At 39.4% G+C, this 23,793-nt stretch carries 18 protein-coding genes, 1 other RNA gene and 1 other annotated feature; of the genes, 14 read left to right on the top strand and 5 right to left on the bottom strand.

The features are described from left to right. Window positions 1-2 precede the first annotated feature (2 nt). Genes lpxB through AC3KZC_RS11275 form a run of 6 tightly spaced genes read left to right on the top strand, consistent with a single transcriptional unit; the run spans window position 3 to window position 7,943 of the window. Window positions 3-1,151, top strand: coding sequence for a lipid-A-disaccharide synthase (lpxB, locus tag AC3KZC_RS11300; protein ID WP_490578017.1), 1,149 nt, complete (start codon window positions 3-5; stop codon window positions 1,149-1,151). Continuing rightward, complete coding sequence (rnhB, locus tag AC3KZC_RS11295; RefSeq protein WP_490578018.1) at window positions 1,141-1,725, top strand: ribonuclease HII; 585 nt, start codon at window positions 1,141-1,143, stop codon at window positions 1,723-1,725. The genes lpxB and rnhB overlap by 11 nt, the downstream gene beginning before the upstream one ends. Window positions 1,726-1,783: 58 nt before the next feature. Then, entirely contained in the window at window positions 1,784-5,275 is a 3,492-nt protein-coding gene (dnaE, locus tag AC3KZC_RS11290) for a DNA polymerase III subunit alpha (protein WP_490578019.1), read from the top strand. 16 nt (window positions 5,276-5,291) lie between these two features. Then, window positions 5,292-6,248, top strand: coding sequence for an acetyl-CoA carboxylase carboxyl transferase subunit alpha (gene accA, locus AC3KZC_RS11285; RefSeq protein WP_490578020.1), 957 nt, complete (start codon window positions 5,292-5,294; stop codon window positions 6,246-6,248). A 32-nt stretch (window positions 6,249-6,280) separates the two neighbouring features. Further along, the gene (tilS, locus tag AC3KZC_RS11280) at window positions 6,281-7,567 is read left to right on the top strand and encodes a tRNA lysidine(34) synthetase TilS (RefSeq protein WP_490578021.1); all 1,287 of its coding nucleotides are present in this window, start codon (window positions 6,281-6,283) and stop codon (window positions 7,565-7,567) included. A 22-nt stretch (window positions 7,568-7,589) separates the two neighbouring features. Further along, window positions 7,590-7,943, top strand: coding sequence for a hypothetical protein (locus AC3KZC_RS11275; protein ID WP_490578022.1), 354 nt, complete (start codon window positions 7,590-7,592; stop codon window positions 7,941-7,943). A 67-nt stretch (window positions 7,944-8,010) separates the two neighbouring features. Here AC3KZC_RS11275 and AC3KZC_RS11270 read toward each other — a convergent pair whose 3' ends face one another. Then, on the bottom strand, window positions 8,011-8,907 hold the full coding sequence (locus AC3KZC_RS11270) for a GGDEF domain-containing protein (RefSeq protein ID WP_490578023.1): 897 nt from the start codon (window positions 8,905-8,907) through the stop codon (window positions 8,011-8,013). A 247-nt stretch (window positions 8,908-9,154) separates the two neighbouring features. Here AC3KZC_RS11270 and AC3KZC_RS11265 point away from each other — a divergent pair, with 247 nt between their 5' ends. Further along, window positions 9,155-11,125 carry a monovalent cation:proton antiporter family protein gene (locus AC3KZC_RS11265; RefSeq protein WP_490578024.1) on the top strand — a complete coding sequence of 657 codons (1,971 nt, stop codon included), beginning with the start codon at window positions 9,155-9,157 and terminating at the stop codon, window positions 11,123-11,125. Window positions 11,126-11,149: 24 nt separating this feature from the next. Here AC3KZC_RS11265 and AC3KZC_RS11260 read toward each other — a convergent pair whose 3' ends face one another. Continuing rightward, entirely contained in the window at window positions 11,150-12,295 is a 1,146-nt protein-coding gene (locus AC3KZC_RS11260) for a patatin-like phospholipase family protein (protein WP_490578025.1), read from the bottom strand. 81 nt (window positions 12,296-12,376) lie between these two features. Here AC3KZC_RS11260 and AC3KZC_RS11255 point away from each other — a divergent pair, with 81 nt between their 5' ends. Beyond that, a complete protein-coding gene (locus AC3KZC_RS11255; RefSeq protein ID WP_490578026.1) occupies window positions 12,377-13,273 on the top strand; it encodes a DUF3014 domain-containing protein in 897 nt (298 codons plus the stop codon). A 98-nt stretch (window positions 13,274-13,371) separates the two neighbouring features. After that, window positions 13,372-13,468, top strand: an RNA gene (ffs, locus tag AC3KZC_RS11250) — signal recognition particle sRNA small type. Between the two features lie 394 nt (window positions 13,469-13,862). Here the strand turns inward: ffs and pheA are convergent. Next, complete coding sequence (gene pheA / locus AC3KZC_RS11245) at window positions 13,863-15,041, bottom strand: prephenate dehydratase (protein ID WP_490578027.1); 1,179 nt, start codon at window positions 15,039-15,041, stop codon at window positions 13,863-13,865. Window positions 15,042-15,067: 26 nt separating this feature from the next. Further along, window positions 15,068-15,188: a sequence feature (Phe leader region), on the bottom strand. Window positions 15,189-15,399: 211 nt separating this feature from the next. Here pheA and AC3KZC_RS11240 point away from each other — a divergent pair. Then, window positions 15,400-18,402 carry a bifunctional diguanylate cyclase/phosphodiesterase gene (locus AC3KZC_RS11240; protein ID WP_490578028.1) on the top strand — a complete coding sequence of 1,001 codons (3,003 nt, stop codon included), beginning with the start codon at window positions 15,400-15,402 and terminating at the stop codon, window positions 18,400-18,402. Here the strand turns inward: AC3KZC_RS11240 and AC3KZC_RS11235 are convergent. Together AC3KZC_RS11235 and AC3KZC_RS11230 are read right to left on the bottom strand one after the other, a co-directional pair. Then, entirely contained in the window at window positions 18,399-19,199 is an 801-nt protein-coding gene (locus tag AC3KZC_RS11235; protein WP_490578029.1) for a response regulator, read from the bottom strand. The two genes, AC3KZC_RS11240 and AC3KZC_RS11235, sit on opposite strands and share 4 nt — an antisense overlap. Window position 19,200: 1 nt before the next feature. Further along, window positions 19,201-19,530 carry an SUI1 family translation initiation factor gene (locus AC3KZC_RS11230; protein ID WP_490578030.1) on the bottom strand — a complete coding sequence of 110 codons (330 nt, stop codon included), beginning with the start codon at window positions 19,528-19,530 and terminating at the stop codon, window positions 19,201-19,203. A 250-nt stretch (window positions 19,531-19,780) separates the two neighbouring features. Here AC3KZC_RS11230 and AC3KZC_RS11225 point away from each other — a divergent pair, with 250 nt between their 5' ends. The 4 genes from AC3KZC_RS11225 (at window position 19,781) to AC3KZC_RS11210 (ending at window position 23,789) form a co-directional block, all read left to right on the top strand. Beyond that, window positions 19,781-20,086, top strand: a complete 306-nt coding sequence (locus AC3KZC_RS11225; RefSeq protein WP_490578031.1) for an STAS domain-containing protein — start codon at window positions 19,781-19,783, stop codon at window positions 20,084-20,086. Window positions 20,087-20,088: 2 nt separating this feature from the next. Continuing rightward, window positions 20,089-21,744: an ATP-binding SpoIIE family protein phosphatase gene (locus AC3KZC_RS11220; RefSeq protein WP_490578032.1), complete on the top strand. Its 1,656-nt coding sequence runs from the start codon at window positions 20,089-20,091 to the stop codon at window positions 21,742-21,744. A 75-nt stretch (window positions 21,745-21,819) separates the two neighbouring features. Continuing rightward, a complete protein-coding gene (locus tag AC3KZC_RS11215) occupies window positions 21,820-22,491 on the top strand; it encodes a GAF domain-containing protein (protein ID WP_490578033.1) in 672 nt (223 codons plus the stop codon). A 107-nt stretch (window positions 22,492-22,598) separates the two neighbouring features. Further along, complete coding sequence (locus AC3KZC_RS11210) at window positions 22,599-23,789, top strand: amino acid aminotransferase (RefSeq protein ID WP_490578034.1); 1,191 nt, start codon at window positions 22,599-22,601, stop codon at window positions 23,787-23,789. Window positions 23,790-23,793 lie beyond the last annotated feature (4 nt).

Raw genomic sequence — 23,793 nt, 5'->3', positions numbered from 1 at the left:
GTATGGATAGACCGCTACGAGTAGGAATTATCGCCGGGGAACACTCCGGCGATATTTTAGGTGCAGGTTTGATGACTGCATTGCAAAAACGCCATCCAAATGTGATTTTTGAAGGTATTGCGGGCCCAAAAATGAAAGCCCTTGGTTGTCGCAGTATTTTCGACATGGAAGAGCTGGCGGTGATGGGGTTGTTTGAAGTCCTTGGCCGTTTACCGCGTTTATTGCAGATAAAAAAACACATTATTGCTCATTTTATTGCTAACCCTCCAGATGTATTTATTGGCATTGATGCGCCAGATTTTAATTTACGCGTTGAATTGGCGCTTAAAAATGCGGGCATTATCACGGTTCAATATGTCAGCCCTTCAGTGTGGGCTTGGCGACCAAAGCGTATTTTCAAAATTGCCGCAGCCACTAATTTAGTGCTCTCTTTATTGCCTTTTGAAAAAGCGTTTTATGATCAACATAATGTGCCTTGTACGTTTGTCGGCCACACTTTGGCTGATGACATTGCGGTGCAACATAATCAGCAAGAAGCTCGTGATAAGCTTGGTTTTAGCGAAAGTGATATTGTTTTAGCATTATTGCCCGGAAGTCGCAGCTCAGAAGTTGGTTTACTGAGTGAGTGTTATTTAGAAGCTGCAAATTTATTGGCAGCCAAAATACCAAATCTTAAAGTGGTTGTGCCGTTAGTGAATGACGCGCGCAAAGAACAGTTTCAAGCCATTGCAGCTAAAGTGGCGCCTGATTTAAAGCTCACCTTACTTGATGCTCAAGCCGATTTGGCGATAAAAAGTGCGACAGCGGTGTTATTGGCATCAGGTACGGCGACACTTGAAACCATGTTATATAAAAAACCAATGGTGGTCGGTTATAAACTAAAAGCAATGTCTTATTGGGTGTATAACACTTTCTTCAAATTTACCATCAAGTATTTTTCGTTGCCGAATTTATTAGCGGATGCGCCTCTGGTGCCTGAGCTTTTGCAACAACAATGTACGCCTGATGCGATTACACAAGCACTTTATCCTTTGTTAACGGGTGACAACAGCCAGTTAATTGCAAAATTTACTGACATTCATCAACACATTCGATGTGATGCCAGCGATAACGCGGCAAAGGCAGTATTGGAGTTATTACATGCAAATTAAGTATCCAGACTATCAGTTTATTGCTGGAGTTGATGAAGTAGGCCGTGGCCCTCTTGTCGGTGATGTGGTGACTGCTGCTGTTATTTTAGATCCCGCCAAGCCAATTGTTGGGCTTGCTGACTCTAAAAAACTTACTGATAAAAAGCGCCAAGCCTTAGCAATTGAAATTAAAGAAAAAGCACTCTGTTATTGCATTGCACGCGCAAGTGTTGCTGAAATCGATGAGCTCAATATTTTGCAGGCAACCATGCTTGCTATGACCCGTGCGGTTGAAGGGTTATCTATTCCAGCGGAGTTTGTTTTTGTGGATGGTAATCGTTTGCCTAAACTGACCATTCCCGCCCAAGCTGTGGTTAAAGGTGATAGTTTAGTGGCTGAGATCAGTGCGGCTTCAATTTTAGCGAAAGTTGCGCGTGATGATGAAATGATAGCCCTCGATGCTCAGTTTCCTGAATATGGTTTTGCTGGTCATAAAGGGTATCCAACTAAAACGCATCTTGAAGCACTTCAACAACATGGTGTGACAAAGCACCATCGCAAAAGTTTTAAGCCTGTTAAGATTCTACTGACTTAATTTATTGTAGTGATACTTTGCATCCAGCTTAAAACTGGGTGCAAACAATGAGGATAGAATGCCACAACCGAGTTTTGTTCATCTGCGCGTACACAGTGATTTTTCGATGGTCGATGGGCTTGCAAAGACTAAAAAAATCGTTGCCAAGGCAGCCGACTATGCGATGCCAGCCTTAGCCATTTCAGATCAAATGAATCTATGTGGTTTAGTGCGTTTTTATGAAGGCTGTCATTATGCTGGGATCAAGCCGATTGTTGCTGCTGATATTTGGTTATTAAGCCCTGATTTTCCAGATGAAATGTGCCGCTTGACGGTTATTGCAAAAAATAATCAAGGTTATAAAAATTTAACGTTACTTATTTCAAAAGCATATTTACGTGGTCATGTGATGCATCGTCCAATGGTTGATCGTGACTGGTTGGTTGAGCTCAAAGAAGGTCTAATTTTACTGTCAGGCGCAAAAGATGGTGATTTAGGTAAGGCTTTATTAAAAGGCAATCAGAGCCTAATCGACAGTGTATCTGGGTTTTATCAACGTGAGTTTGCTGATCATTATTTTCTTGAATTAGTCCGTACTGAACGCCCACAAGAAGAAGAGTACCTTCATTTAGCGGTGGCACATTCGTATCAAACCGGTATTCCCGTGGTTGCCACCAATGAAGTGGTGTTTTTACATAAAGAAGACTTTGAACCACACGAAATTCGCGTTGCTATTCACGATGGCTATACCCTTGACGATAATCGCCGACCAAAACGCTATTCAGAGCAGCAGTATTTTAAAACCGAAGCACAAATGTGCGAAGTATTTAGTGATATTCCAGAAGCTTTGGCCAACTCAGTTGAAATCGCTAAGCGCTGTAATGTTACCATTCAGTTAGGAACCTATTTTTTACCCGATTACCCAACCGGTAAGCTTACGATAGAAGATTTCTTGGTTAAAGTATCGGAAGATGGCCTTGAAGAGCGATTACAAATTCTCTTTCCCGATCCGCTTAAGCGGGTCGAGCAGCGTAAAGAATACGACGAGCGTTTAAAGATTGAACTCGATGTAATCAACCAAATGGGATTCCCAGGTTACTTCCTCATCGTAATGGAGTTTATTCAGTGGAGTAAAGATAACGATATTCCGGTCGGGCCAGGACGTGGTTCGGGTGCAGGTTCGTTGGTTGCGTATGCACTTAAAATCACAGACTTAGATCCGTTACAGTTTGACTTACTTTTCGAGCGATTCTTAAATCCAGAGCGGGTTTCCATGCCTGACTTTGATATCGACTTTTGTATGGATCGTCGTGATGAGGTAATCGACCACGTATCGGCTCTTTATGGCCGTGATGCAGTATCGCAGATCATTACTTTTGGTACTATGGCGGCCAAAGCGGTAATTCGAGATGTCGGTCGTGTATTGGGTCATCCTTATGGTTTTGTTGATAAAATTTCAAAGCTCATTCCGGGTGATCCAGGTATGACCTTGGCTAAAGCGTTTGAAGTGGAACCTCGTTTACCTGAAATCTACGAGACTGATGATGAAGTTAAAGAGCTGATTGATAAGTGTCGTATTTTAGAAGGGTGTACACGAAATGCTGGTAAACATGCCGGTGGTGTGGTTATTTCGCCCTCCACAATTACCGATTTTGCTGCAATTTATTGTGATGATGAGGGTAAGTTTCCGGTTACTCAGTTTGACAAAAATGACGTAGAAACCGCCGGTTTAGTAAAATTTGATTTTTTAGGTTTAAGAACACTGACGATTTTGCAGTGGGCTGTGCAAATGGCAAATACGCGTTTGGCGCGCGAGGGTAAAGAGTCGATTGATATTACGCTTATACCGCTTGATGATCCTAAAAGTTTTGAGTTACTGCTTCGTGCTGAAACTACTGCGGTATTTCAGCTTGAATCTCGCGGTATGAAAGACCTCGTTCGTCGCCTCAAACCAGACTGCTTTGAAGATATGATTGCTTTGGTTGCCTTGTTCCGCCCGGGTCCATTGCAATCGGGCATGGTTGATAACTTTATTGACCGAAAACATGGCCGAGAAGAAGTATCGTATCCAGATGCTCAATACCAGCACGAGAGCCTTGCACCAATATTGGAACCAACTTACGGTATTATTTTATACCAAGAGCAGGTTATGCAAATTGCGCAGGTCCTTGCAGGTTATAGCTTAGGTGGCGCTGATTTATTGCGCCGTGCTATGGGTAAGAAAAAACCTGAAGAAATGGCAAAACAACGCTCTACCTTTGAGTCTGGTGCCATAGGTAATAATGTTGATGGCGAGTTGTCGATGAAAATCTTCGACTTGGTAGAGAAGTTTGCTGGTTATGGTTTTAACAAATCTCACTCTGCTGCCTATGCCCTGGTATCGTATCAAACGTTGTGGATGAAAACCCATTTCCCAGCTGAGTTTATGGCAGCGGTAATGTCTGCGGATATGGATAATACCGACAAAATTGTTACTTTGGTCGATGAATGTGAGAATATGAAACTCACTTTATTGCCACCCGATGTTAATTTTGGCGAGTATAAGTTTACCGTAAACCTAGATGGTGCGATTGTTTATGGGATTGGTGCCATTAAAGGTGTGGGGGAAGCGCCTGTTGATGCTATTTTAGAGGCAAGGCAAAGCGGTGGTGCTTTTAGAGATTTATTCGATTTTTGTGCTCGAGTAGACCTTAAGCGAGTAAACCGCAGAGTAGCTGAAAAGCTGATTATGGCCGGAGCGCTTGATAATTTAGGGCCTAAAAAAGTACAAGGTGCGCGCTCGATTTTAATTGCGACTCTAAAAGATGCAATGAAATCAGCTGAACAGCATCATAAAGCTGAGGCATTAGGTCAAAGTGATTTGTTTGGTTTATTGGCCGAAGAATCAAATGATGTTGAACATGTATTTGTATCTGCCCCTTATTTTACTGATAATGAATGGCTTGATGGTGAAAGAGAAACCTTAGGGTTGTATCTGACAGGTCATCCGATTAATCAGTATCGTAAAGAATTAAAGCATTACACTGCAGGTCGACTCGTTGATGTACAGCCAACCGAACGTGATGTCTCTGCAACGGTTGCTGGTTTAGTCATTAGTACGCGAGTATTGGTGAATAAAAAAGGCAAGCGTTGGGGATTGATCACCTTGGATGATAAAAGTGCACGAATGGATGTACGATTCTTCCCCGAACAGTTCGAAATTTACCAAGAATTGCTGCAAAACAACAATATATTGGTAATATCAGGACAGGTCAGCTTTGATAACTTCTCTGGTGGCATTACAATGACCGCCAGGGACGTATCGACCATCGAAGCTGTACGCGAAAAGCGTATTCGCAGCATAATAATGAAAGTGAAGATGCAGGATGTGAATGTAAACTTCTTTGATAAGTTGCAAAACGTTCTAGAACCATATAAATATGGTACTTGTCCAATAAAAGTAAAATACGAACGACCTGACATTGTGGCAGAGTTATCGTTAGGAACAGAATGGTGTGTTACGCCTAGTGATGATTTGCTTGCAAATCTATCTCGCTTGGTGGCGCAGAGTATCGATTTAGAATTTAACTAATTAGGTAGTTTAGAGCATGAGTCTCAATTATCTGGACTTTGAGCTTCCAGTTGCAGAACTAGAAGCAAAAATTGAAGAACTGAAAAATGTGGGCCGTAGTGGTTCGTTAGATCTTGGTCTTGAAGAAGAAGTGAATCGCTTAAAAGAAAAAAGCGTTGAACTGACTGAAAAGATTTTTTCTGGCTTAGGTGCTTGGCAAATTTCCAAATTAGCCCGTCACCCACTACGTCCTTATACGCGTGATTATATCGAACGTATTTTCACTGAATTTGATGAGTTGTGTGGTGATCGAGCATATGCAAATGATCCTGCAATTTTAGGTGGTATAGCGCGTTTAGATGGCCAACCAGTAATGGTCATTGGTCAACAAAAAGGCCGTGATACCGCTGAAAAAATTAAGCGCAACTTTGGTATGCCAAAACCAGAAGGTTACCGCAAAGCATTACGTTTAATGGAAATGGCAGAGCGTTTTAAAATGCCAATCATTACATTTATTGATACACCGGGTGCATACCCAGGTGTTGGCGCCGAAGAGCGCGGTCAAAGTGAAGCTATTGCACGTAACTTAAAAGTAATGGCTGCGTTAAAAGTACCGACTATCTGTACCGTTATCGGTGAAGGTGGTTCAGGTGGTGCATTAGCTATTGGTGTGGGCGACCGTGTAAACATGCTGCAATACAGTACGTATTCGGTTATTTCACCGGAAGGCTGTGCCTCTATTCTATGGAAAAGTGCTGATAAAGCACCGCTTGCTGCAGAAGCTATGGGTGTAACAGCCGATCGCGTTAAAGAATTAGATTTAATTAATTCGATTGTACAAGAGCCATTAGGTGGTGCACACCGTAACTACGATGCGATTGCTAAATCGTTAAAAGCGCAAATCAAGCGCGATTTAGCAGAACTGCAAGAGTTATCAGTAGAGGAAATGCTAGACCAACGTTACCAAAGGTTAATGTCCTTTGGCTACTGTTAAGTTAAAAGGGCCGCGTTAAGCGGCTTTTTTGTATGCATCAGCATCCGCTTTATCATCAGTTTGCCAAACACCTCCCGCCTAATGCAAAATCATTGACAGTGGCGCTGTCGGGCGGGGTTGACTCGGTTGTATTGCTTTATCTTGTCGCAGCTTACAAAACACTCAATCCTGATGTGGAAGTGCAGGCGGTGCATGTTAATCATGGCATAAGCCCAAATGCAAAGGAATGGCAAGATTTCTGTCAGCAATTGTGCGTAGAGTTAGCTATCCCTTTTAATGCTATCAACGTGACGATTGATAAAAAAAATCGGCAATCGTTAGAGGCGGTTGCTCGCGAATTTCGTTATCAAGCCCTTGTTAATGCAACTCAACCGCAAGATGTGATTTTGTTAGGCCAGCACCAAGACGATCAAGTTGAAACTTTCTTTTTACAATTAAAGCGTGGTTCGGGGTTGAGTGGCTTAAGTGCAATGTCACACTCGAGCGAGTTTAAAGGGCGCATCTTGGTGCGACCATTGCTTGATATAGCGCGTGTAGCTATCGAAAAATTTTGCCAGCAATTTCATCTGACTCATATTGAAGATGAATCGAATGCTGATGTGAAATACGATCGTAATTATTTGCGTCATCAGATTTTACCTGAACTTAATCAACGTTTTATTGGTTTTAACCAATGTGTTGCTAGAAGTGCTTCATTACTGCGAGAGCAACAAACATTAATTAATGAAATTGCAGAGTTAGATCATCAGTCTGTTGCGTTGGATGAACAATTACAGATCCCCAAACTATTAGCGTTAAGCGATATTCGCAGGCGTAATGTGCTGCGTTATTGGCTTGATTTACATGGTTGTTTAATGCCTTCTTATGCCGTGCTAACTGAGTTGGTTAATCAATTACAAAGCCAAAAGGCCGATGCCAACTTGGTCATTCCCCTCAGTGCTGGCACCTTGCGTCAGTACAACCAGTTACTTTATGTTGTTAAAGATCAAAGTATGCCAGAAGACAGTTTACTTTTGAGTACATCGGTCTTACTAACAGATGGCCGAACACTTTTGCAACATCAAGGGGTCGGGATCCGCAGTCCGTTTGCTGATGAAAAAGTGACGGTGCAATTTGGAAAAATGAAAAGTTTAATTAAACCATTACATAAACCAGGCCGTAATACGGTAAAGCATTGGTTAAAAGAAGCCAAAATACCGGCTTGGCAGCGCGATGCTGTGCCTTTAGTTTTTTATAACGATGAGTTGGTACAAGTGGTTGGTTTTTATTTAAGTGCCTTACATAGCCAAAGTAATGGCGTGTATTGGCAAATTGTTTAATGAAGGAGTGCAGTTTTTAGCTATGAAAGATTCAGCTCAAGTTGGTCAGTCAATTATCGGTAAAGCGCATTTCGGAGTTATTATAGCGGGTCTTTTTATCGTGATTAGTTATTTTATCACCCCATTGTTACCCGAAATCTTAATTCAAAGCACGATAGCAGGATTGATATGTGGCTTGCTGCTGTTAGGTTATTGGCGAGGTAAGGGCGGGCTTTTTTTTATTTTGGCACTAGTCTGCCCTTTAGTTTTAATTGTAATGGCACATCTTGCGAACTTTTATGCTTTATTGCAGCTGATCAGCGGTTACTTTTTGGGATTGTCTGTTTTACTCAGTGCTTTTTATTGGTTGGTACAACATAAAAAAGCACCACATTAGTGTTCATAGTTCCGCTTGCGCGATAAAGACTAAGCAGTGCTTTTAGTAGAAATAATTGTGGTATTTACTAAATGGCGAAGCTACAGTCTCGGCCATTATTTTTGGCTTGATATAAAGCCTTATCAGCACGTTCGAAAATCTGCACCTGGTCGTCTTTACTAATTGCAAGCGTAAAACCAATGCTAGTAGTGACCAGATGTTGTTTTAACAGCAAGTCTCGGTGTACGGCATCTTGAATGCGTTTAGCGAGGATTTTTGAAACCGAATGATGATCATCATCGACTAAAATTGCAAATTCATCACCACCAAAGCGAAAAATGGTATCGGTGCCCCTGACACTAAAGCTTAACAAGTCAGCAAAGCGACGCAAAACAGTATCGCCCACTTGATGGCCGTGGGTATCATTGACCGCTTTAAAATTATCTAAATCAAGTAGCATTAAACCAAAGCTACGATGATGGCGGCGAGAGCGCTCTAATTTTCGGTTCAAGCTGTCATCGAAATGACTGCGGTTGCCTAACCCCGTTAGTGCATCTTTTGTGGCGAGTTTTTTAACACGGTGAAATAGCAGTGCATTACGAAGCGGGTACACTAAAATGGAGTGTAATTTTTGCAGCTGCTCTTTAATCGTTATTGTAACGGGCTGTTTTGTGAAGTAAATTAATTGCCCTAAACGCTCATCTTCTACTTCTAAATCAAATGATACGGTTTGACCAATGTGTTTTGAGCCTGACATTTCTACCACACCTTCGGTGCTGTGAAATTGTAAGCTTAAAAACGGCAAAATTTTGGCGGCCTCAATTGAAAAAATATTAATGATTTTGTTCAATTCAAGGGTCTTTTGTAATTGAGCAACTAAGGCGTGCGCTTGCTCAATTGGGTTCGAGCGGTAAAACTCTGCCGAAAGGGGCAAAAACTCGCCACGTCCAGCCACTCTTTGCGCTAATACATGTACATTTTCCACAATTAAGTCCTTATCTCACTTATTTCTATCGTAGATAAAGCAAAATTAATACCAAAAAATTAAACTAGAATTAAAACAGATGCTTGCTATATTTAATTGATGAGCCAAAAGGCCGTCGTCAATTAATTGTTGCCGCTTTTTCAATGCTCTGCAGTTCATTCAATTTAAAGAACTGGTCGTTTTTAGGTCTACTAACACAGAGACTAGGGACGAATTTTGGCCAAAACACTCAAATAAGGGGATGGTTTTGCAGGGTATTTTTACTGAAATGTTTAGCTTACTTGCGATTGCTGTTGTACTTGTTTGGCTTTTTAAACGGCTAAACCTACCGCCTATTTTGGCTTATCTTGCTGTGGGTGTCTTGGTCGGGCCACATGCCTTAGGCTGGATATCTGAATATCAAGAGATTCATTTAGTTGCTGAGTTTGGTATTGTTTTTTTACTTTTCAGCTTAGGTCTTGAATTTTCAATCCCTAAACTAATGGCGATGCGCCATATTGTATTTGGTCTAGGTTCGGCACAAATGGTTGCAACCACATGCCTGATTATTGCTATTGTTATGTTGTACACCCCACATTTTGCAACCGCGTTTAGTGTTGGTACTTTATTAGCTCTTTCATCTACCGCTATTGTCGTTAAACAGTTAAGTGAGTCTGGTGAACTTCATACCCGCCGGGGTCAATTAGCGATTGGTATTTTGTTGTTTCAAGATATCGCAGTTGTGCCACTGTTAATTATTTTACCTTTACTCAGCGCCGAGGGCGAAAGTCACTTAGTACTTGCTTTAAGTATTGCGCTTTCTAAAGGGACGTTTGTTTGCCTGCTTTTATGGGCTGTTGGAAAATGGATTTTACCTTGGTTATTTAATGAGGTTGCACAACTGAGAACTGATGAGCTGTTTGTCTTAACAACCTTGCTGGTGACTCTATTTGCCGCAGGCTTGACACACTTTTTTGGCTTGTCGATGGCTTTAGGGGCATTTTTAGCAGGGATTATGCTAGGAGAAAGCCAGTATCGTCATCAACTAGAAGCAGATATTCGGCCATTTCGTGACATCTTAATGGGGTTGTTTTTTGTCACTGTGGGAATGCAGCTCGATATGAGTTTTGTCTGGTTTAATGCGCATTGGATTTTACTTGCGGTTGGCGGACTGATTTTAATCAAAACCCTGTTAATTAAGCAGTTAGCCCATTTTATGGGGGAGACTGCTAAAGATGCCTGGTCTGCTGGACTGATGCTATGTCAAATGGGGGAGTTTGGTTTTGTTTTAATTGCTCTTGCACTGCAACATCAATTGATTGAATCTTCTTATGCTTCATTACTTATATCTATTGGTGTAGTGTCAATGGCAGTGACCCCTTATTTGATTGATAAAAATCAGCGCTTAGCTAAAAAGTTTGCACGAGGTGAGAGAGCAGAGCAAGGAAAGACTGCAGCGCCAAATTTTTCGACTAATTTAACGAACCACGTTGTGATCTGTGGTTTTGGTCGTGTAGGACAAACCGTTGCTCGCTTTTTAAAAGCGGAAGCTATTCCCTATATCGCACTGGATATTGATCCTATTCGAGTGCGTGAATCGCAAGCCGCTGGTGAAAACGTGCAGTTTGGTCATGTAAGGCAAAAAGATATTCTCAAAGCAGCCAGAGTTGATAAAAGCCGTTTGGTTATTATTTCATTTGCCGATTATGCCAAAGCGATGAGTGTCGTCAGTGTAGTGCGTCAATTGTCTGACTCAGTTAAAATTCTGGTGCGAATGCGAGATGATAAGTATTTGATTGAGCTAAAAAACGCGGGGGTTACTGAAGTTGTACCTGAATCACTCGAAGCAAGTTTAATGTTAGTTTCGCATGTTTTATTTATGTCGGGCGTGCCTGTTAAGCGTATTTTACGACGTGTACAACAAGAACGTACCAATAGGTATGGTATTTTACATGGCTATTTTCCGGGTGAGAATACTGATTTAAGTGCTCAAAGTATTGGTCGTTTAGAATACATGCACGCTATTGCCATCACTGATGATGCGTTTGCAGTTAATAAAACACTAGGAGAGCTAAACTTTGCTAAACGTCGTGTTGAGGTTATGGGGCTGCGCCGTGACGATAACGAAATGGATAATCCGACCGCAGAAACGTTAATTCAAGTACAAGATATTTTAATTATTCGTGGTAAACCCCGTCAAGTAGAGCGAACTGAGCGTTATTTACTTGAGGGGGATTGATATTTATACATCGTTTTTAGTGTTTTAAGGAAGTTCTAAAAACGCTTTAATTTCATTTTGTTTGTTTAGGCCATCTTTAAAGCCAATATCAATTAAGTGCTTGGTATACGCTTTTTCAAAAAGTAAATAACTAACTAAGCTCGATTCTGAATTCTTTTTCACACCAATCATGCGCAGTAGCGTTTTGATTGCAAATGGCATATCAGCATAATGCTGGTTGGCGATGGCATTAAAGTTTTCAGATGGATTAATCACATAGGTCTCAACCCGTTTTAATTCTTGGTGCTTATCCCGAGAAGGTAGTAAAGATACAGTCCGATTAACACGTTCAAGGCGTTCAATATCGGCCCGTAAGGTGTCTGAAAATATAGTATCTAACAAATGGCCAGCAATGGTTGATATGCCAGGGTAATGAGGTTGGAAGCCAAAGTATTTATTATCTTTAGGCTGATCGACCCCAATGATAAATATTTTATTTGCGCCTAAATGAATTGGAGGGCTGAGCGGTGCATGTTGGTGAATGGAGCCGTCACCAAAATAACCTTTACGGATTTTAATACTTGGAAACACCATAGGTATGGCACTCGATGCCATTAAATGTTCAATATTAATCGTAGTATTTTCACCACGACGTTTTGCCCTCTGCCATGGCTCAATACCATCAGCCTGATAAAAAGCCACGGAATCACCACTTGAATAGCTAGATGCTGTGATAGATAGTGCTTTTAAGTGGCCTAGCGTGATGTTTCGGTCGATACGTTGTAAGTCGAGCATCTGTTTTAACAAGCCTCGTAAAGGTTCGTTATCAAATAAGCTTGCGGGTGGATGATTGATGTAATTTGACTGAAAGCTCGACAGCATATTTCCAATGATATGGCCAAATACAGTCATGAAATCAGTATGATAAACTTGGCTGGTATGAAAGTGGCGCCATACCCACTCAAGCTTTTTGACACCAAGGTGAAAGCAAGAGGCATAACAGGATAACGCTGTAGCATTAATTGCCCCCGCGGATGTACCGTTGATGATTTTAAAAGGGAGTGGCGTATTGCGAGGTAAAGTACTGGCTATAGCTTTTAAAACGCCAACTTGATAAGCTGCCCGAGCCCCACCGCCTGTGAGCAGTAGCGCAGTATTTACATTGGCTGGGTTAGTTTGATTTTTATACATATTTATAGTTGAATACCGCTTAGTTTTTTTAATTTAAAAGATCTTCAAATAAAAATTAATTACTTTTCTTGTGAGTATATGATGTCAGAAATAAACAATGTAACAACCACAAAACGCACATTGTACAGTTTAGCGCTAGTTTGTGTTTTAGGCGTGTTAGTTTTTGCTGTTTTTAATCTTTATCAGTCTGTTAGCAAAAAAAATACACCGTCTATCAGTGAACCAGCTCCAGTTGTACTGCAAGATGTCAAAGGACCTATTTTGATTCCAGTTGAGACTCAATTAAACGAAGTCAAGATTGATAAGGTCATTGCGACACCACAAGAGCCTGCACCAAAGCCTAAAGAAAAACCAATGGCTGAAGTCATAACTCCTAAATTGACCATACCTCCTTTAAGTAAAAGTGATGTGTTTGTTAAAGAGCAGCTTAGCCAATTTTATACTAAGCCAGTGCTAAATCTTATTGTTAATGATGACATTATTCGTCGTGTAGTGGTGTTTGTTGATAATATTGCCGAAGGAAAATTAGCTAAAAAACATAATCCATTTGTAAAACCATTAGAGCCTTTTTCAGTTCAAAACAGTGATGTATTAACCATCTCACCTGAAAGCTATCAACGTTATGATGTGTACGTTGAGTTATTTACTCAAATTCCGCCAGAGCAAGCAGCAGCGTTATTTAAACAGTATCAAGTATTATTTGATGAAGCTTATCAAGAAGTAGGAAAACCTAACACCACGTTCAATCAACGAGTATTTGATGCGATAGACATCATTATGACTACACCGGTGGTAACTGGAAATGTGCCATTAATTGCGCAGTCGGTGACTTACAAGTTTGCTTATTCCGAGTGGGAACAATTACCTGCAGCGCAAAAACAGTTATTACGCATGGGACCTAAAAACCTTAAAAAGCTCAAAGCAGCCTTAAAGCAAATCAAGCCATACTTGCCACAACCTGTTAAAAATGAACAATAACTGTGCGGTTAGCACTGTTTAGTTAATTTTTCCTTGTGCTGGGTAGATAAAATAGCCATAATCTACCCCGCGTCTAACAAGGCCCACTATGGTGGTCTTATTGGTCCTCTCGCAACACTAGCAGGCGAACCTGGTCAGGCCCGGAAGGGAGCAGCCACAGTTTGTGACGTGTGTGCCGGGATGTGGCTGGTGAGACCGCCACCTAAACTTTATTAGTTACAATCTAAAGTTGACTTATCCCAGTTCTCCTTTTATACCTATCTAGCAACACTAAAATTTTTATGCCAAATTAAAACCTTTAATAATGTTTCAGGTTATTCCAATAAAAAAGTTACTCACTAACTTTATATTGGATAATAAATCTATATCAGTCAGCTATTTTTAACTCAAAGTGTTAGTGAACTTCTTATCTTGAGCTGAGATTATTTAAAATAGCGCTGTACTTGGCCTGAGTATATGCGATGTGATAAAAGAGATTTCTTGTAGTGGTTTAAGTTATAGCTCTGTGAGTTAAACCGAAATGGGACTGGGGTAATATTAGTGCTAGCAAGAATTGCAATCAATCGCTTGCTAGCACCATGTTTAACGATTAGTCATCTTGTAACGTATCGTTTTTGATTGCTTGTACAGCTTTCATTGACTCACTCGGGTAGCAACCTAAAATTCTAACGTATTCAGTTACTTCCTTCAGCTCTTCAAGTGCACGCTTAACATTATTTTGAGCAAGATTAGCCTCTAAATCCACATAAAATACTTCTTCCCAAGGGTTCCCTGGCACAGGGCGAGATTCAAGCTTAACTAGATTTATTTGCTGTTGCTTAAAGATCATTAAAGCATCAGCGAGTGCTCCTGCAATTTGTGCTGTCGCCATGATTAAGGTGGTTTTGGTTGGAATTTGTTTAGAGACTTGCATTGCTTTACGTGCGACAACAATAAAGCGGCTATGGTTGTCGGGTTGATTCGCAACTGCTGATTTTATGACTTCTAAACCAGCATTTTTACCCGCTTGAGCAGATGCAATTGCAGCACTGTTTTTAGTTTTTAGGGCTTCTTGAATTGCACTTGAGGTTGAGTCACAGTACGCGAGCTGCATTTCGCCTAAGGTTTGAATGAATTGGCTGCACTGCGCAAAGGGTTGTGGATGACCAAAGACTTTAGTTATTTCATTTAGTTCGACACCAGGCTGTGCAATTAAGCAATGCTCAACTGATTGAGTAAGTTCTCCAACAATAGAAACTTGGGCATGTTGCAATAAGTCATACACTTCATTGATACTGCCAGAGCACGTGTTCTCTATTGGTAATAAGCCATAATCGGCCTGTCCAGTTTCAACCATGTGGGTTATTTTGGCAAAGCTGTCGCAACCGAGCTCAATTAGTTTACCAGCGCGACGGCTAAAATATTTATGGCAGGCAAGTTGGCTGTAAGACCCTTGTCCACCTAAATAGGCGACACGATTTGTCTCGTTGAGTGCATCAGGGTTGAGGCTTTGTTGAAGCATAGCTTGTTGGTGAAGTACGGAGTCTTCGATGATAGTTTGAAAAACATTGTTAACATAATAACTATCAAGGCCAAGAGATTTTCCATAGGCAATTAGTTTTTCTAGAACGAGTAGTTCACGTTGCTCATCTCTAATAGGTTTATTATTGGATATTTTAAATTCAACAACTGAGTGACTAATCCTGCGACGCTTGGCCAATAAAACTAATAGCTCAGCATCGATTTCGTTGATGTCTTTACGTAATGTATCTAATACATCGTTTGTCATGGTGTTTTCCTCATTCCCAATGTTGCAAAAAAAAAGCCTCCCGGTGGGAGGCTTGAATTCGTTTTGACTTTTTTATGCCGTGACGGAATCGCCTCCCAAATTTAGGTGGTCCATAAAAAAGCTAAAAAAGTATATACGGTGATTTTGTTTCATACCTTGAATGTAAAAATAGTGAGCCTAGATGTCAACAACTCTTTTATATTAATTAATTAAAGCAATGATGTTTCAATAATGTTTATTTTGTTTTGTGAGATAAAGATTAAAAAAAGGTGTTGTTTAGAGTGATATTCTTTTATATTCACACTGTTAAATAAAACATTCCTGCGGCTTCGGTTTTTTAATTAGTAAAGGTTTTATTTTGGGATACAGTCGGTTGCCATCGCGTTTTGGCATAAATTCGCTAAGTATAAAGTTGTCTATACTTATTTCAGCAATTTGTTTAATTGCGGGGATTTGTGCAGCTGTATTAATGCTAAAATCTGAACGGAAACAATTGATATTTGAAGAGCATGATGCTTTAAAACATGCCAGCAATAGCTTTATTACACAGTTTAATCGTGTTATTCATAATAAAGAAGCCATTGCGCAAAAAGCTAATCAGGTTGTAAAAAAGCAGCTGTTTGAATATGAAATACTCAATATAGAACGCCAAAAAACAGAGCTTTCTTTTGCCTCTGATGGCAGTATCCGTAGTGCAGCGCCAGATGGTTTGTCTGCGGCTTTTTTACCTCAAGCTTCATTTAATTCCTCTTATAAAACCCTTTTTCACAATAGTGAAGTGCTGTGGCAGCAAATATCACCGACACTGACTGAAGAATTCTTTAATTTTTATCTCATTACAATTGATGATTTTATTCGAATTTCACCTCCTAATTGGGCACTTCAAGTTGAAGCAGAACATAAATTTGCCAATGATATTTTTTTTACGCTAGCGGCTGAAGATAATAACCCAGCACGTGATGCTGTCTGGACACCAGTTTATTATGATGATATTTGGCATAAATGGGTGACGAGTCTCATTGTACCTGTCTATCATGAAGGTGACTTTTTGGGGGTTACTGGTAGTGATTTGGAGCTGAGCAACCTGATTAAAAACTTCCCGCTAGCAGATATTGAGCAACAGTTTTTTGTTTTTGATGGGCGGGGACAAATACTTTCGCATCCTAAATTGAATGAGGATATTTTGCAGCAAGAAGGTAAAATGAATCAACTTTTAGTCACTTCAGGAAAAATATCCTCAGAGTTAGATGCGCTTGTTAAAACGGTCAATAATACTGGACTAAATGAACTGGCTGATGAGTTCTTGGAAGATGGTGAAATTCACTTAGTGAATATTCGAAAGATAAATTCGCTCAATTGGTATGTGGGTGTATATAAAAAACGTTCGGCTGCTTTGTCGGCACTTGATGAACTTGAAATAAAGTTTTTTGGTTTATTTATTTTATATGCCGTATTGGTTGCCTTATTGCTTCATCAAGCGTTGTTTCAATTAGTTCTTAAGCGAATTTATACATTAGTTCAAGCTGTGTCTCATTTTGGTAAAGGGCAGTTAGATACCAAGTTTCCTGAGGTAAATAAAGATGAAATTGGTTCTTTAAATAGCGCATTTCAAGAAATGGCACTTGAGGTTAACAAGTTAGTAGATGGCTTGAATCAACGTATTATTGAAAAAGAATTAGCTGAGAAATCGGCAAATCGGTTATCTAAAGCGGTTGAGTTTTCAGGCAGCGGTGTCGCGATTGCGAATGCCAACTTTGAAATTGAATATGTAAATCCTAAATTAATTGAAATGAGTGGCTTTGATAAAGATCATTTCTTGGGGGCGCCTTTACTGAGTATCATATCTAGCGATATGCAAATATTGCTTGATGATATAGATCTCGACATTCGTTCTCGTCATCATTGGCGTGGTGATACCGTGCTAAAAAACCAAGATAATCAACCTATTTGGGTGTCATTAAGTGTATCGCCAATTCGTGAACAGGATAATTCAATTTCAAGTTACGTTGCTTCTGCGCAAGATATTTCGTTTGTAAAAGAAAGCCAACGAAAAATGGAGCAGTTAGCTTATTTTGATACGTTAACTGGTTTAGCTAATCGTGCGTTTTTTAGAATGCAATTGCGAAAATCCATGGCGCTTGCCGAACGAGGTCATTATGCATTTGCTTTATTTTATTTTGATTTAGATGAGTTTAAACGCATCAATGATACTTTGGGTCATGATGCTGGTGATCAGTTATTGCTTCAGGTCGCTAATCGCTTAAAACAGCGTTTACGAGCCGAAGATACGATTGCGCGCCTTGGTGGAGATGAGTTTGCTGTGTTACTCAGTGGCATTGATGATAAAAGTAAAGCAGCTGAAGTAGCAATGATCATCCAAGAAACAATTTCACAGCCGATTAAGCTTGGTAGTAATGAAGTTATCATTAGCGCCAGTATCGGTATTACGATGGCTCCGGATGATAGTCCAGAAGAAGATCAATTATTAAAGCATGCAGATTTAGCGATGTATGAAGCAAAAGCGAAAGGGCGCAATACTTATCACTTTTATAATCAAGAACTCAATGCTGCAGCTAAAGAGCGTTTAATGATTGAAAATGAGCTTCGCATTGCGATTAAAGAGCAGCAATTTGAATTATATTATCAACCTCAAGTTGATTCACGTACTAATGAAGTGGTTGGTTTTGAGGCATTGATCCGATGGTTTCATCCAACGCAGGGGATGATTTCACCAGTTAAGTTTATTCCGATAGCAGAATCAACAGGTCTAATTGTTGAAATAGGTGAATGGGTTCTTTGGGAGGCGTGTCGCTTTGCCAAGCGACTTGAAGAGCTGGGTCATGGTAACAACATTTCGATTAATTTATCAGCTCGTCAATTCAAAGATAGTAATTTGAAAGCATTGCTGTCGAGAATTTTAATTAAAACATCAATATCGGCAAAGAGCTTACATTTAGAGTTGACCGAAAGCATGTTGATGGGTGATGTAGAAGTTGCAATAAATCAGCTGCTTGAGCTGAAAATGCTAGGTGTTTCTTTGTCTATTGATGACTTTGGAACTGGTTATTCATCATTAAGTTATCTAAAGCGCTTTCCGGTAGATATTTTGAAAGTGGATCGATCTTTTGTTAAAGATATACCTGCTGATACGAATGACATGGAAATTACGGCTGCAATTATTGCAATGGCTCAAAAATTGAACCTAAATGTAGTTGCTGAAGGTGTTGAAACTAAAGAGCAAATCTCGTTTTTGAAAAACAACAATTGTTACATCGTCCAAGGTTATTTTTTCAGCCCTCCTTTAGCTGAAGCGCAAGTGCCAGAGCTTTATAAACAGCTTGCGCTCAAACCGATTAGTTAGTTTTGATCCAGTAATTGATATAATAACTTTCGAACAGTGTGGGGCTCAAAAGGTTTATCACACATTGCATTAACACCTGATTGTGCAATATTTGATAAATGAGTATCGTTGGCCTCTGACGTAACCATCAGTACAGGTAAATGTGAATGTTCGCTACTATTACGAATGTATTCAGTTAACTCTTTACCGTTAATTTGCGGCATGTTGTAGTCAGTTACAATTAAATCAAACATTTGAGTAGTTAGTATATCAATAGCTGCTTGTCCATCTTCAGCTTCAACACATTGTTTAACGCCTAAGTTATTTAGTACTCGCATAATATGATTGCGCGCTAAGCGAGAGTCATCAACCACTAAAACGCGTATATCATGCACATCATAATAGTCTAACTCTAATTCTTGTGGGCTTAAGACATCAATCGTAGCATTGATGGCGCGACCTAAATGCTCTCGAGTAAATGGTTTAGGTAAAATGGCAATGACCCCCGATTGTTTAAACTCTTCAAGTTGGGGTTTACGAGTTTCACTCGACACTAGCATAAATGGTAAGCTTGCAAGGGTACTGTGATTTTTAATGTTTTCAAGCAACTCTAAAGCACTACCATCAGCGAGATGAAGGGCACTAATTACTAAGTCTGGTGCACTGTTTTTTATTTGTTCTAACGCGTTTAAAATAGTGTCTGCAAAATCAACGTTATCGATGCCTTCTTGAGCTAATTCTCGGGCTATTACTTTTCGCTGTGTTATTGATGGCTCTACCAATAGGATATTTAAATCAGCCGGTGATAATTGAACCATGTTAGCCTCCCGCTAATTTAACTTTAAAACCAATTTGTTCTAATAACCCTTTAAGTTTATCGCGGTCATCACCTTGGATTTCAATAATATTATCTTTTAAAGCGCCACCTTGACCCATTTTACTTTTTAATGTTTTTGAGATTGCTTTTAAATCATGTTCATCTGGATTAATCCCAACTACTAGCATGACCCCTTTACCTTTACGCCCTTTTGTTTGGCGTTCGATTCGAACAAAACCATCGCTAAATAATTTAACTGGGCTTGCTTTTTTTTCTTCTGTTGGCGTGATTCGTCCCATTTCGGTTGAATACACTAAGCGGGTGTCACTCATCGTTACTACCTTAATCTCCCAATGATTTATCGGGGTTCAAAAATATTATTTTGATATTAATCTCTTAGAGCGATTGGTGCAATGCCCTAATCTTCTTATTACTCGAGGTATAGGGAATCAAAATAAATTAAGTTTATTAAGATTAATTGATCACTTTTTATTGATAAATTTCATATATAGAGCTTTAGTTAAGTGAGAAAATTTGTTCGAGAGTTGTTCAATAGTTCGCATAAAAATTAAGGAGATATGGATGAGCTTAAACAAAAGTTTATCGCCTGATGGCAAGTTATTTACAATCCAGATTAAAGGAAAATTTGATTTTAATCTGGTTCAAGCTTTTCGCTCTGCTTACTCTGAAATTGGTAATGAAACTCCAAAAGTAGTGGTCGATTTGCGTGAAACCGATTATATGGATAGTTCCGCGCTCGGTATGTTACTAAATATGAAAAAATCTTTAGGGGAATCCGTAGCCTCTATTCAAATTGCAAACTGCAGACCGCAAATTAAAAAAATTCTTCAAATTTCGCGCTTTGATAAAAAGTTTGACATAGATTAAATATGAGAATTCTTGTTGTAGATGATCAACAGCTCAATAGAACTTTATTAACCTTTATGCTTGAAGCTGAAGGTTATGAAGTTAAAACGGCTGAGAATGGCCAACTTGCGCTTGATATGATTGAGCTATATCAGCCAGATATCGTATTGCTCGATGTATTGATGCCTGTAATGGATGGTTATGAAACAGCACCCAGAATTAAGAAAATCTCCCAAGATGTGTATTTGCCAATTATCTTCATTACAGCCCTTGATGATCAGAATAGTTTACAGCGATGCCTTGAAGTGGGTGGAGATGATTTTTTAAATAAACCGTTCGATAAGGTAATACTTTCAGCGAAAATAAAAGCACATAGCCGGACCCGAGAACTGAGCAAAAAAGCATACCAGCAAAATCAGCTTTTAGAATACCATCAAAATGAGACAGAAAGAGAGCATGAGATTGTTGAGCATATTTTTGCTAATGCATTGCAAGAACGATTGGTTGTGCCCGATCTGATTGACTATCACATGTCACCTGCATCGATGTTTAATGGTGATATGTTTTTAGTTGCACCAAGTCCTGTCGGTGGAATTTATGTGCTATTGGGTGATTTCACCGGTCACGGCTTAGCAGCTGCAATAGGTGCATTACCTACTTCAAAAGTTTTTTATTCAATGGCTCATAAGGGGTTATCTGTAGGGGATATTGCCGCAGAGTTAAATACTGTGCTGGTTCAATTATTACCTGAGCATATGTTTTGTGCTGCCACTATCATCGAACTCAGTAGTAGTGGTCGAAGTTTTTCTGCTTGGTTAGGTGGATTACCCGACAGCTATGTACTTGCACCTGATGGGTCGATTAAAAGGACTCTTGAATCGCAGCACATGGCATTGGGGATTTTAGATGATCATGAATTTGATCGTGATATTGTTCATTTTGAGGTCGACAATTCGGATAGGATTTTAGTTTTTACCGATGGAATTATTGAAGCAGCGGATAAAAATGATGAATATTTTGGCGAAGAGCGATTACTAAGAATTATAGGGAATCGCCCAAATGCTGGTATTAAAGATTTAGTATCCGCAGTGAAGCAATTTAGCGGTGATATTGCTCAACAAGATGATTTGAGTTTATTACTACTTCATTGCCGACCAAGCCCCTTAATAAAACAGTCTGAACGAATTTATTGTGATATACCGATGCACTTTTCTTTACATCTTGATGCGTCATTGCTGCAAAAAACAGACCCCGTTTTGCAGTTAATTAATTTAGTATCAGGCATTGAAGGTGCATCAGAGCATCGTTCAAACTTATTTTTACTGTTATCTGAAGCATTTAATAATGCATTAGATCATGGCGTACTTAAGCTTGATTCTAAATTGAAAAATAAAGAAGATGGATTTTTTCTTTTTTATGAACAGCGGCAAACTTTGCTTTCTGATTTATTACATGGTGAAATTGTAATAACGGTTAATTATGATCCAATTACTCACAATATTGCATTTACAGTTAAGGATTCTGGCGATGGTTTTTTATTGCACCAGACTACCGTGAATAATGATTGCGATGAGCAACATGGTCGAGGTGTGAACTTAATCGCTGAAATAGCAAGCTCAGTACACTATAATGAATCGGGAAATGAAATAACAATTATTTATTGTTTAGACAATAATTAACCTTCTGAGTTACTACATTTCGTAATTTGGTCATGATAGTATCAAACAATATTTTTTAGATGCATTGATGGCTAAATGACGGCTTCGTATATTGATATAGCACAAATAAATTGTAATCCTACCGCGGTTGCAGAGCAAAAGCATAAACTGCTTTCTTACCTTGATATCCACAGTAACAATACTGAAATTACATGGCAATATCACGTACCTGAACTAGGTGAAGGTGGTAGTTGTAGTTTATTTGGCCAGTTACAAAAAGAACCTTTTAAGTTAAATAGCCTAATTGATGAACACAACCCTAAAAACACTTTAGCGCTTGCTAAATTACAATCAATTGTAAATTACGTTGTTGAAGCAACAAGCATAGATTGGTTTGGAATTTATCAAAAACGTTCGATAAACCAGGGTTACGAATTGGTGAAGCTTGCATATTTTGGAGCGCCAAGTCGTGCGACATTTCCATTGACCACTGAATTTGCTGCTATTAGCAATAATGTTCAGGTCGGCTTAACCAAGCGGGCACGCATAATCAATGATATTCCACAGTATTTATCACAAGGTGGTGAGTATTATACGTGTGATCCAAAGGTGCTTGCAGAAGCTTGCTTACCTGTTTTAGATTCGTCAGGTGCTTTACTTGGGATTATTGATGCGGAAGCATTTAGATTAGATTTTTTTGATGAAAGCACATTAGCATTGTTAATTGCAGCTTGTTTAGTCATTACTGAGTGCTTACCAATAGATTAAGTTATATACCCTATTTAATAGATATTTACGATGCAAGGCTAACTTATTTGTTGAATATACAGCTTAAGTTAGTGTTTTATTAACCCCGAATAAAAGAGATACGTTCAATGTTTTCTATTTTGAAACCGTTACCAACAGACCCAATATTAGGCCTAATGGCCGCTTATCGCCAAGATACCAATCCAAATAAAATTGATTTAGGTGTCGGTGTATTTAAAGATGAAACTGGTCATACACCAGTACTTAAGGCTGTTAAAAAGGCTGAAGCATTTCGTTTAGAAAATGAAACATCAAAATCCTATATTGGTTTAGCGGGTGATTTAGGTTTCTGTAACAAAATGGAAACGCAATTGCTAGGTGAGCATAAAACGCTACTTGCAAACAGAGTCCGTACAGCACAAGCTCCAGGTGGTACCGGTGCGTTACGTGTTGCGGCTGAATTTATTGTCCGTTGCAATCCGAAAGCGACAGTTTGGGTGACCACACCAACATGGGCAAACCATATTAGCTTATTTGAAGCAGCAGGATTACAAGTTAAAGAATACCCGTATTATGATTATGAAAATAAAGGGCTGTTATTTGATGAAATGATTGCATCATTAAAGCAAGTTCCAAAAGGCGATGTGGTACTGTTACATGCATGTTGTCATAACCCAAGCGGTATGGATTTAAATATTGAACAATGGAAAATAGTTGCAGAGCTTGCTGTTGAGGTAGGTTTTACGCCATTAGTTGATATCGCTTATCAAGGTTTTGGTACAGGACTTGATGATGATGCAGCAGGACTTCGCTTATTAGCCGACTATGTAGATGAGTTAATTATTTGTTCATCGTGCTCTAAAAACTTTGGTTTATATCGTGAGCGAATCGGTGCGTGTTCTATTATTTCATCAGATTCTAAAGTGGCAGATGTAGCTAATTCAGTTTTGTTGAGTGTTGTACGTAGTATTTATTCTATGCCTCCAGCACATGGTGCTGCGATAGTTGATACTATTCTTGGTAGCACAGAATTAACCGCACTTTGGCATCAAGAATTAGCTGAAATGCGTGATCGTATCAATGGATTACGTACTTTGATTGTTGATTCTTTAAATGCAGAAGGTATTGATCAAGACTTTTCATTTATTAAACACCAGTTTGGTATGTTTTCGTTTTTAGGTATTAATAAACATCAAATTGACCGTTTACAAAAAGAATATGGTATTTATATGGTTGGATCTAGCAGAGTCAATGTGGCAGGTGTAAGCCACGCTAATGTCGACTATTTCGCCAAAGCAGTTGCCGCAGTATTAAAATAAATTA

Source organism: Pseudoalteromonas sp. J2K-J031, assembly GCF_058197095.2.
Note: the sequence above shows the minus strand (reverse complement) of the source record. Positions and strands in the feature narration are given on the sequence as shown.

Bases quoted from the DNA above. Each gene is read 5' to 3' on its own strand.
- AC3KZC_RS11215 (WP_490578033.1), top strand. From the start codon at position 21,820: ATGACGGCTTCGTATATTGATATAGCACAAATAAATTGTAATCCTACC.
- AC3KZC_RS11275 (WP_490578022.1), top strand. From the start codon at position 7,590: ATGAAAGATTCAGCTCAAGTTGGTCAGTCAATTATCGGTAAAGCGCAT.
- AC3KZC_RS11210 (WP_490578034.1), top strand. From the start codon at position 22,599: ATGTTTTCTATTTTGAAACCGTTACCAACAGACCCAATATTAGGCCTA.
- AC3KZC_RS11220 (WP_490578032.1), top strand. From the start codon at position 20,089: ATGAGAATTCTTGTTGTAGATGATCAACAGCTCAATAGAACTTTATTA.
- AC3KZC_RS11255 (WP_490578026.1), top strand. From the start codon at position 12,377: ATGTCAGAAATAAACAATGTAACAACCACAAAACGCACATTGTACAGT.
- AC3KZC_RS11260 (WP_490578025.1), bottom strand. From the start codon at position 12,295: ATGTATAAAAATCAAACTAACCCAGCCAATGTAAATACTGCGCTACTG.
- pheA (WP_490578027.1), bottom strand. From the start codon at position 15,041: ATGACAAACGATGTATTAGATACATTACGTAAAGACATCAACGAAATC.
- dnaE (WP_490578019.1), top strand. From the start codon at position 1,784: ATGCCACAACCGAGTTTTGTTCATCTGCGCGTACACAGTGATTTTTCG.
- rnhB (WP_490578018.1), top strand. From the start codon at position 1,141: ATGCAAATTAAGTATCCAGACTATCAGTTTATTGCTGGAGTTGATGAA.
- AC3KZC_RS11235 (WP_490578029.1), bottom strand. From the start codon at position 19,199: ATGGTTCAATTATCACCGGCTGATTTAAATATCCTATTGGTAGAGCCA.
- lpxB (WP_490578017.1), top strand. From the start codon at position 3: ATGGATAGACCGCTACGAGTAGGAATTATCGCCGGGGAACACTCCGGC.
- AC3KZC_RS11225 (WP_490578031.1), top strand. From the start codon at position 19,781: ATGAGCTTAAACAAAAGTTTATCGCCTGATGGCAAGTTATTTACAATC.
- AC3KZC_RS11230 (WP_490578030.1), bottom strand. From the start codon at position 19,530: ATGAGTGACACCCGCTTAGTGTATTCAACCGAAATGGGACGAATCACG.
- tilS (WP_490578021.1), top strand. From the start codon at position 6,281: ATGCATCAGCATCCGCTTTATCATCAGTTTGCCAAACACCTCCCGCCT.
- accA (WP_490578020.1), top strand. From the start codon at position 5,292: ATGAGTCTCAATTATCTGGACTTTGAGCTTCCAGTTGCAGAACTAGAA.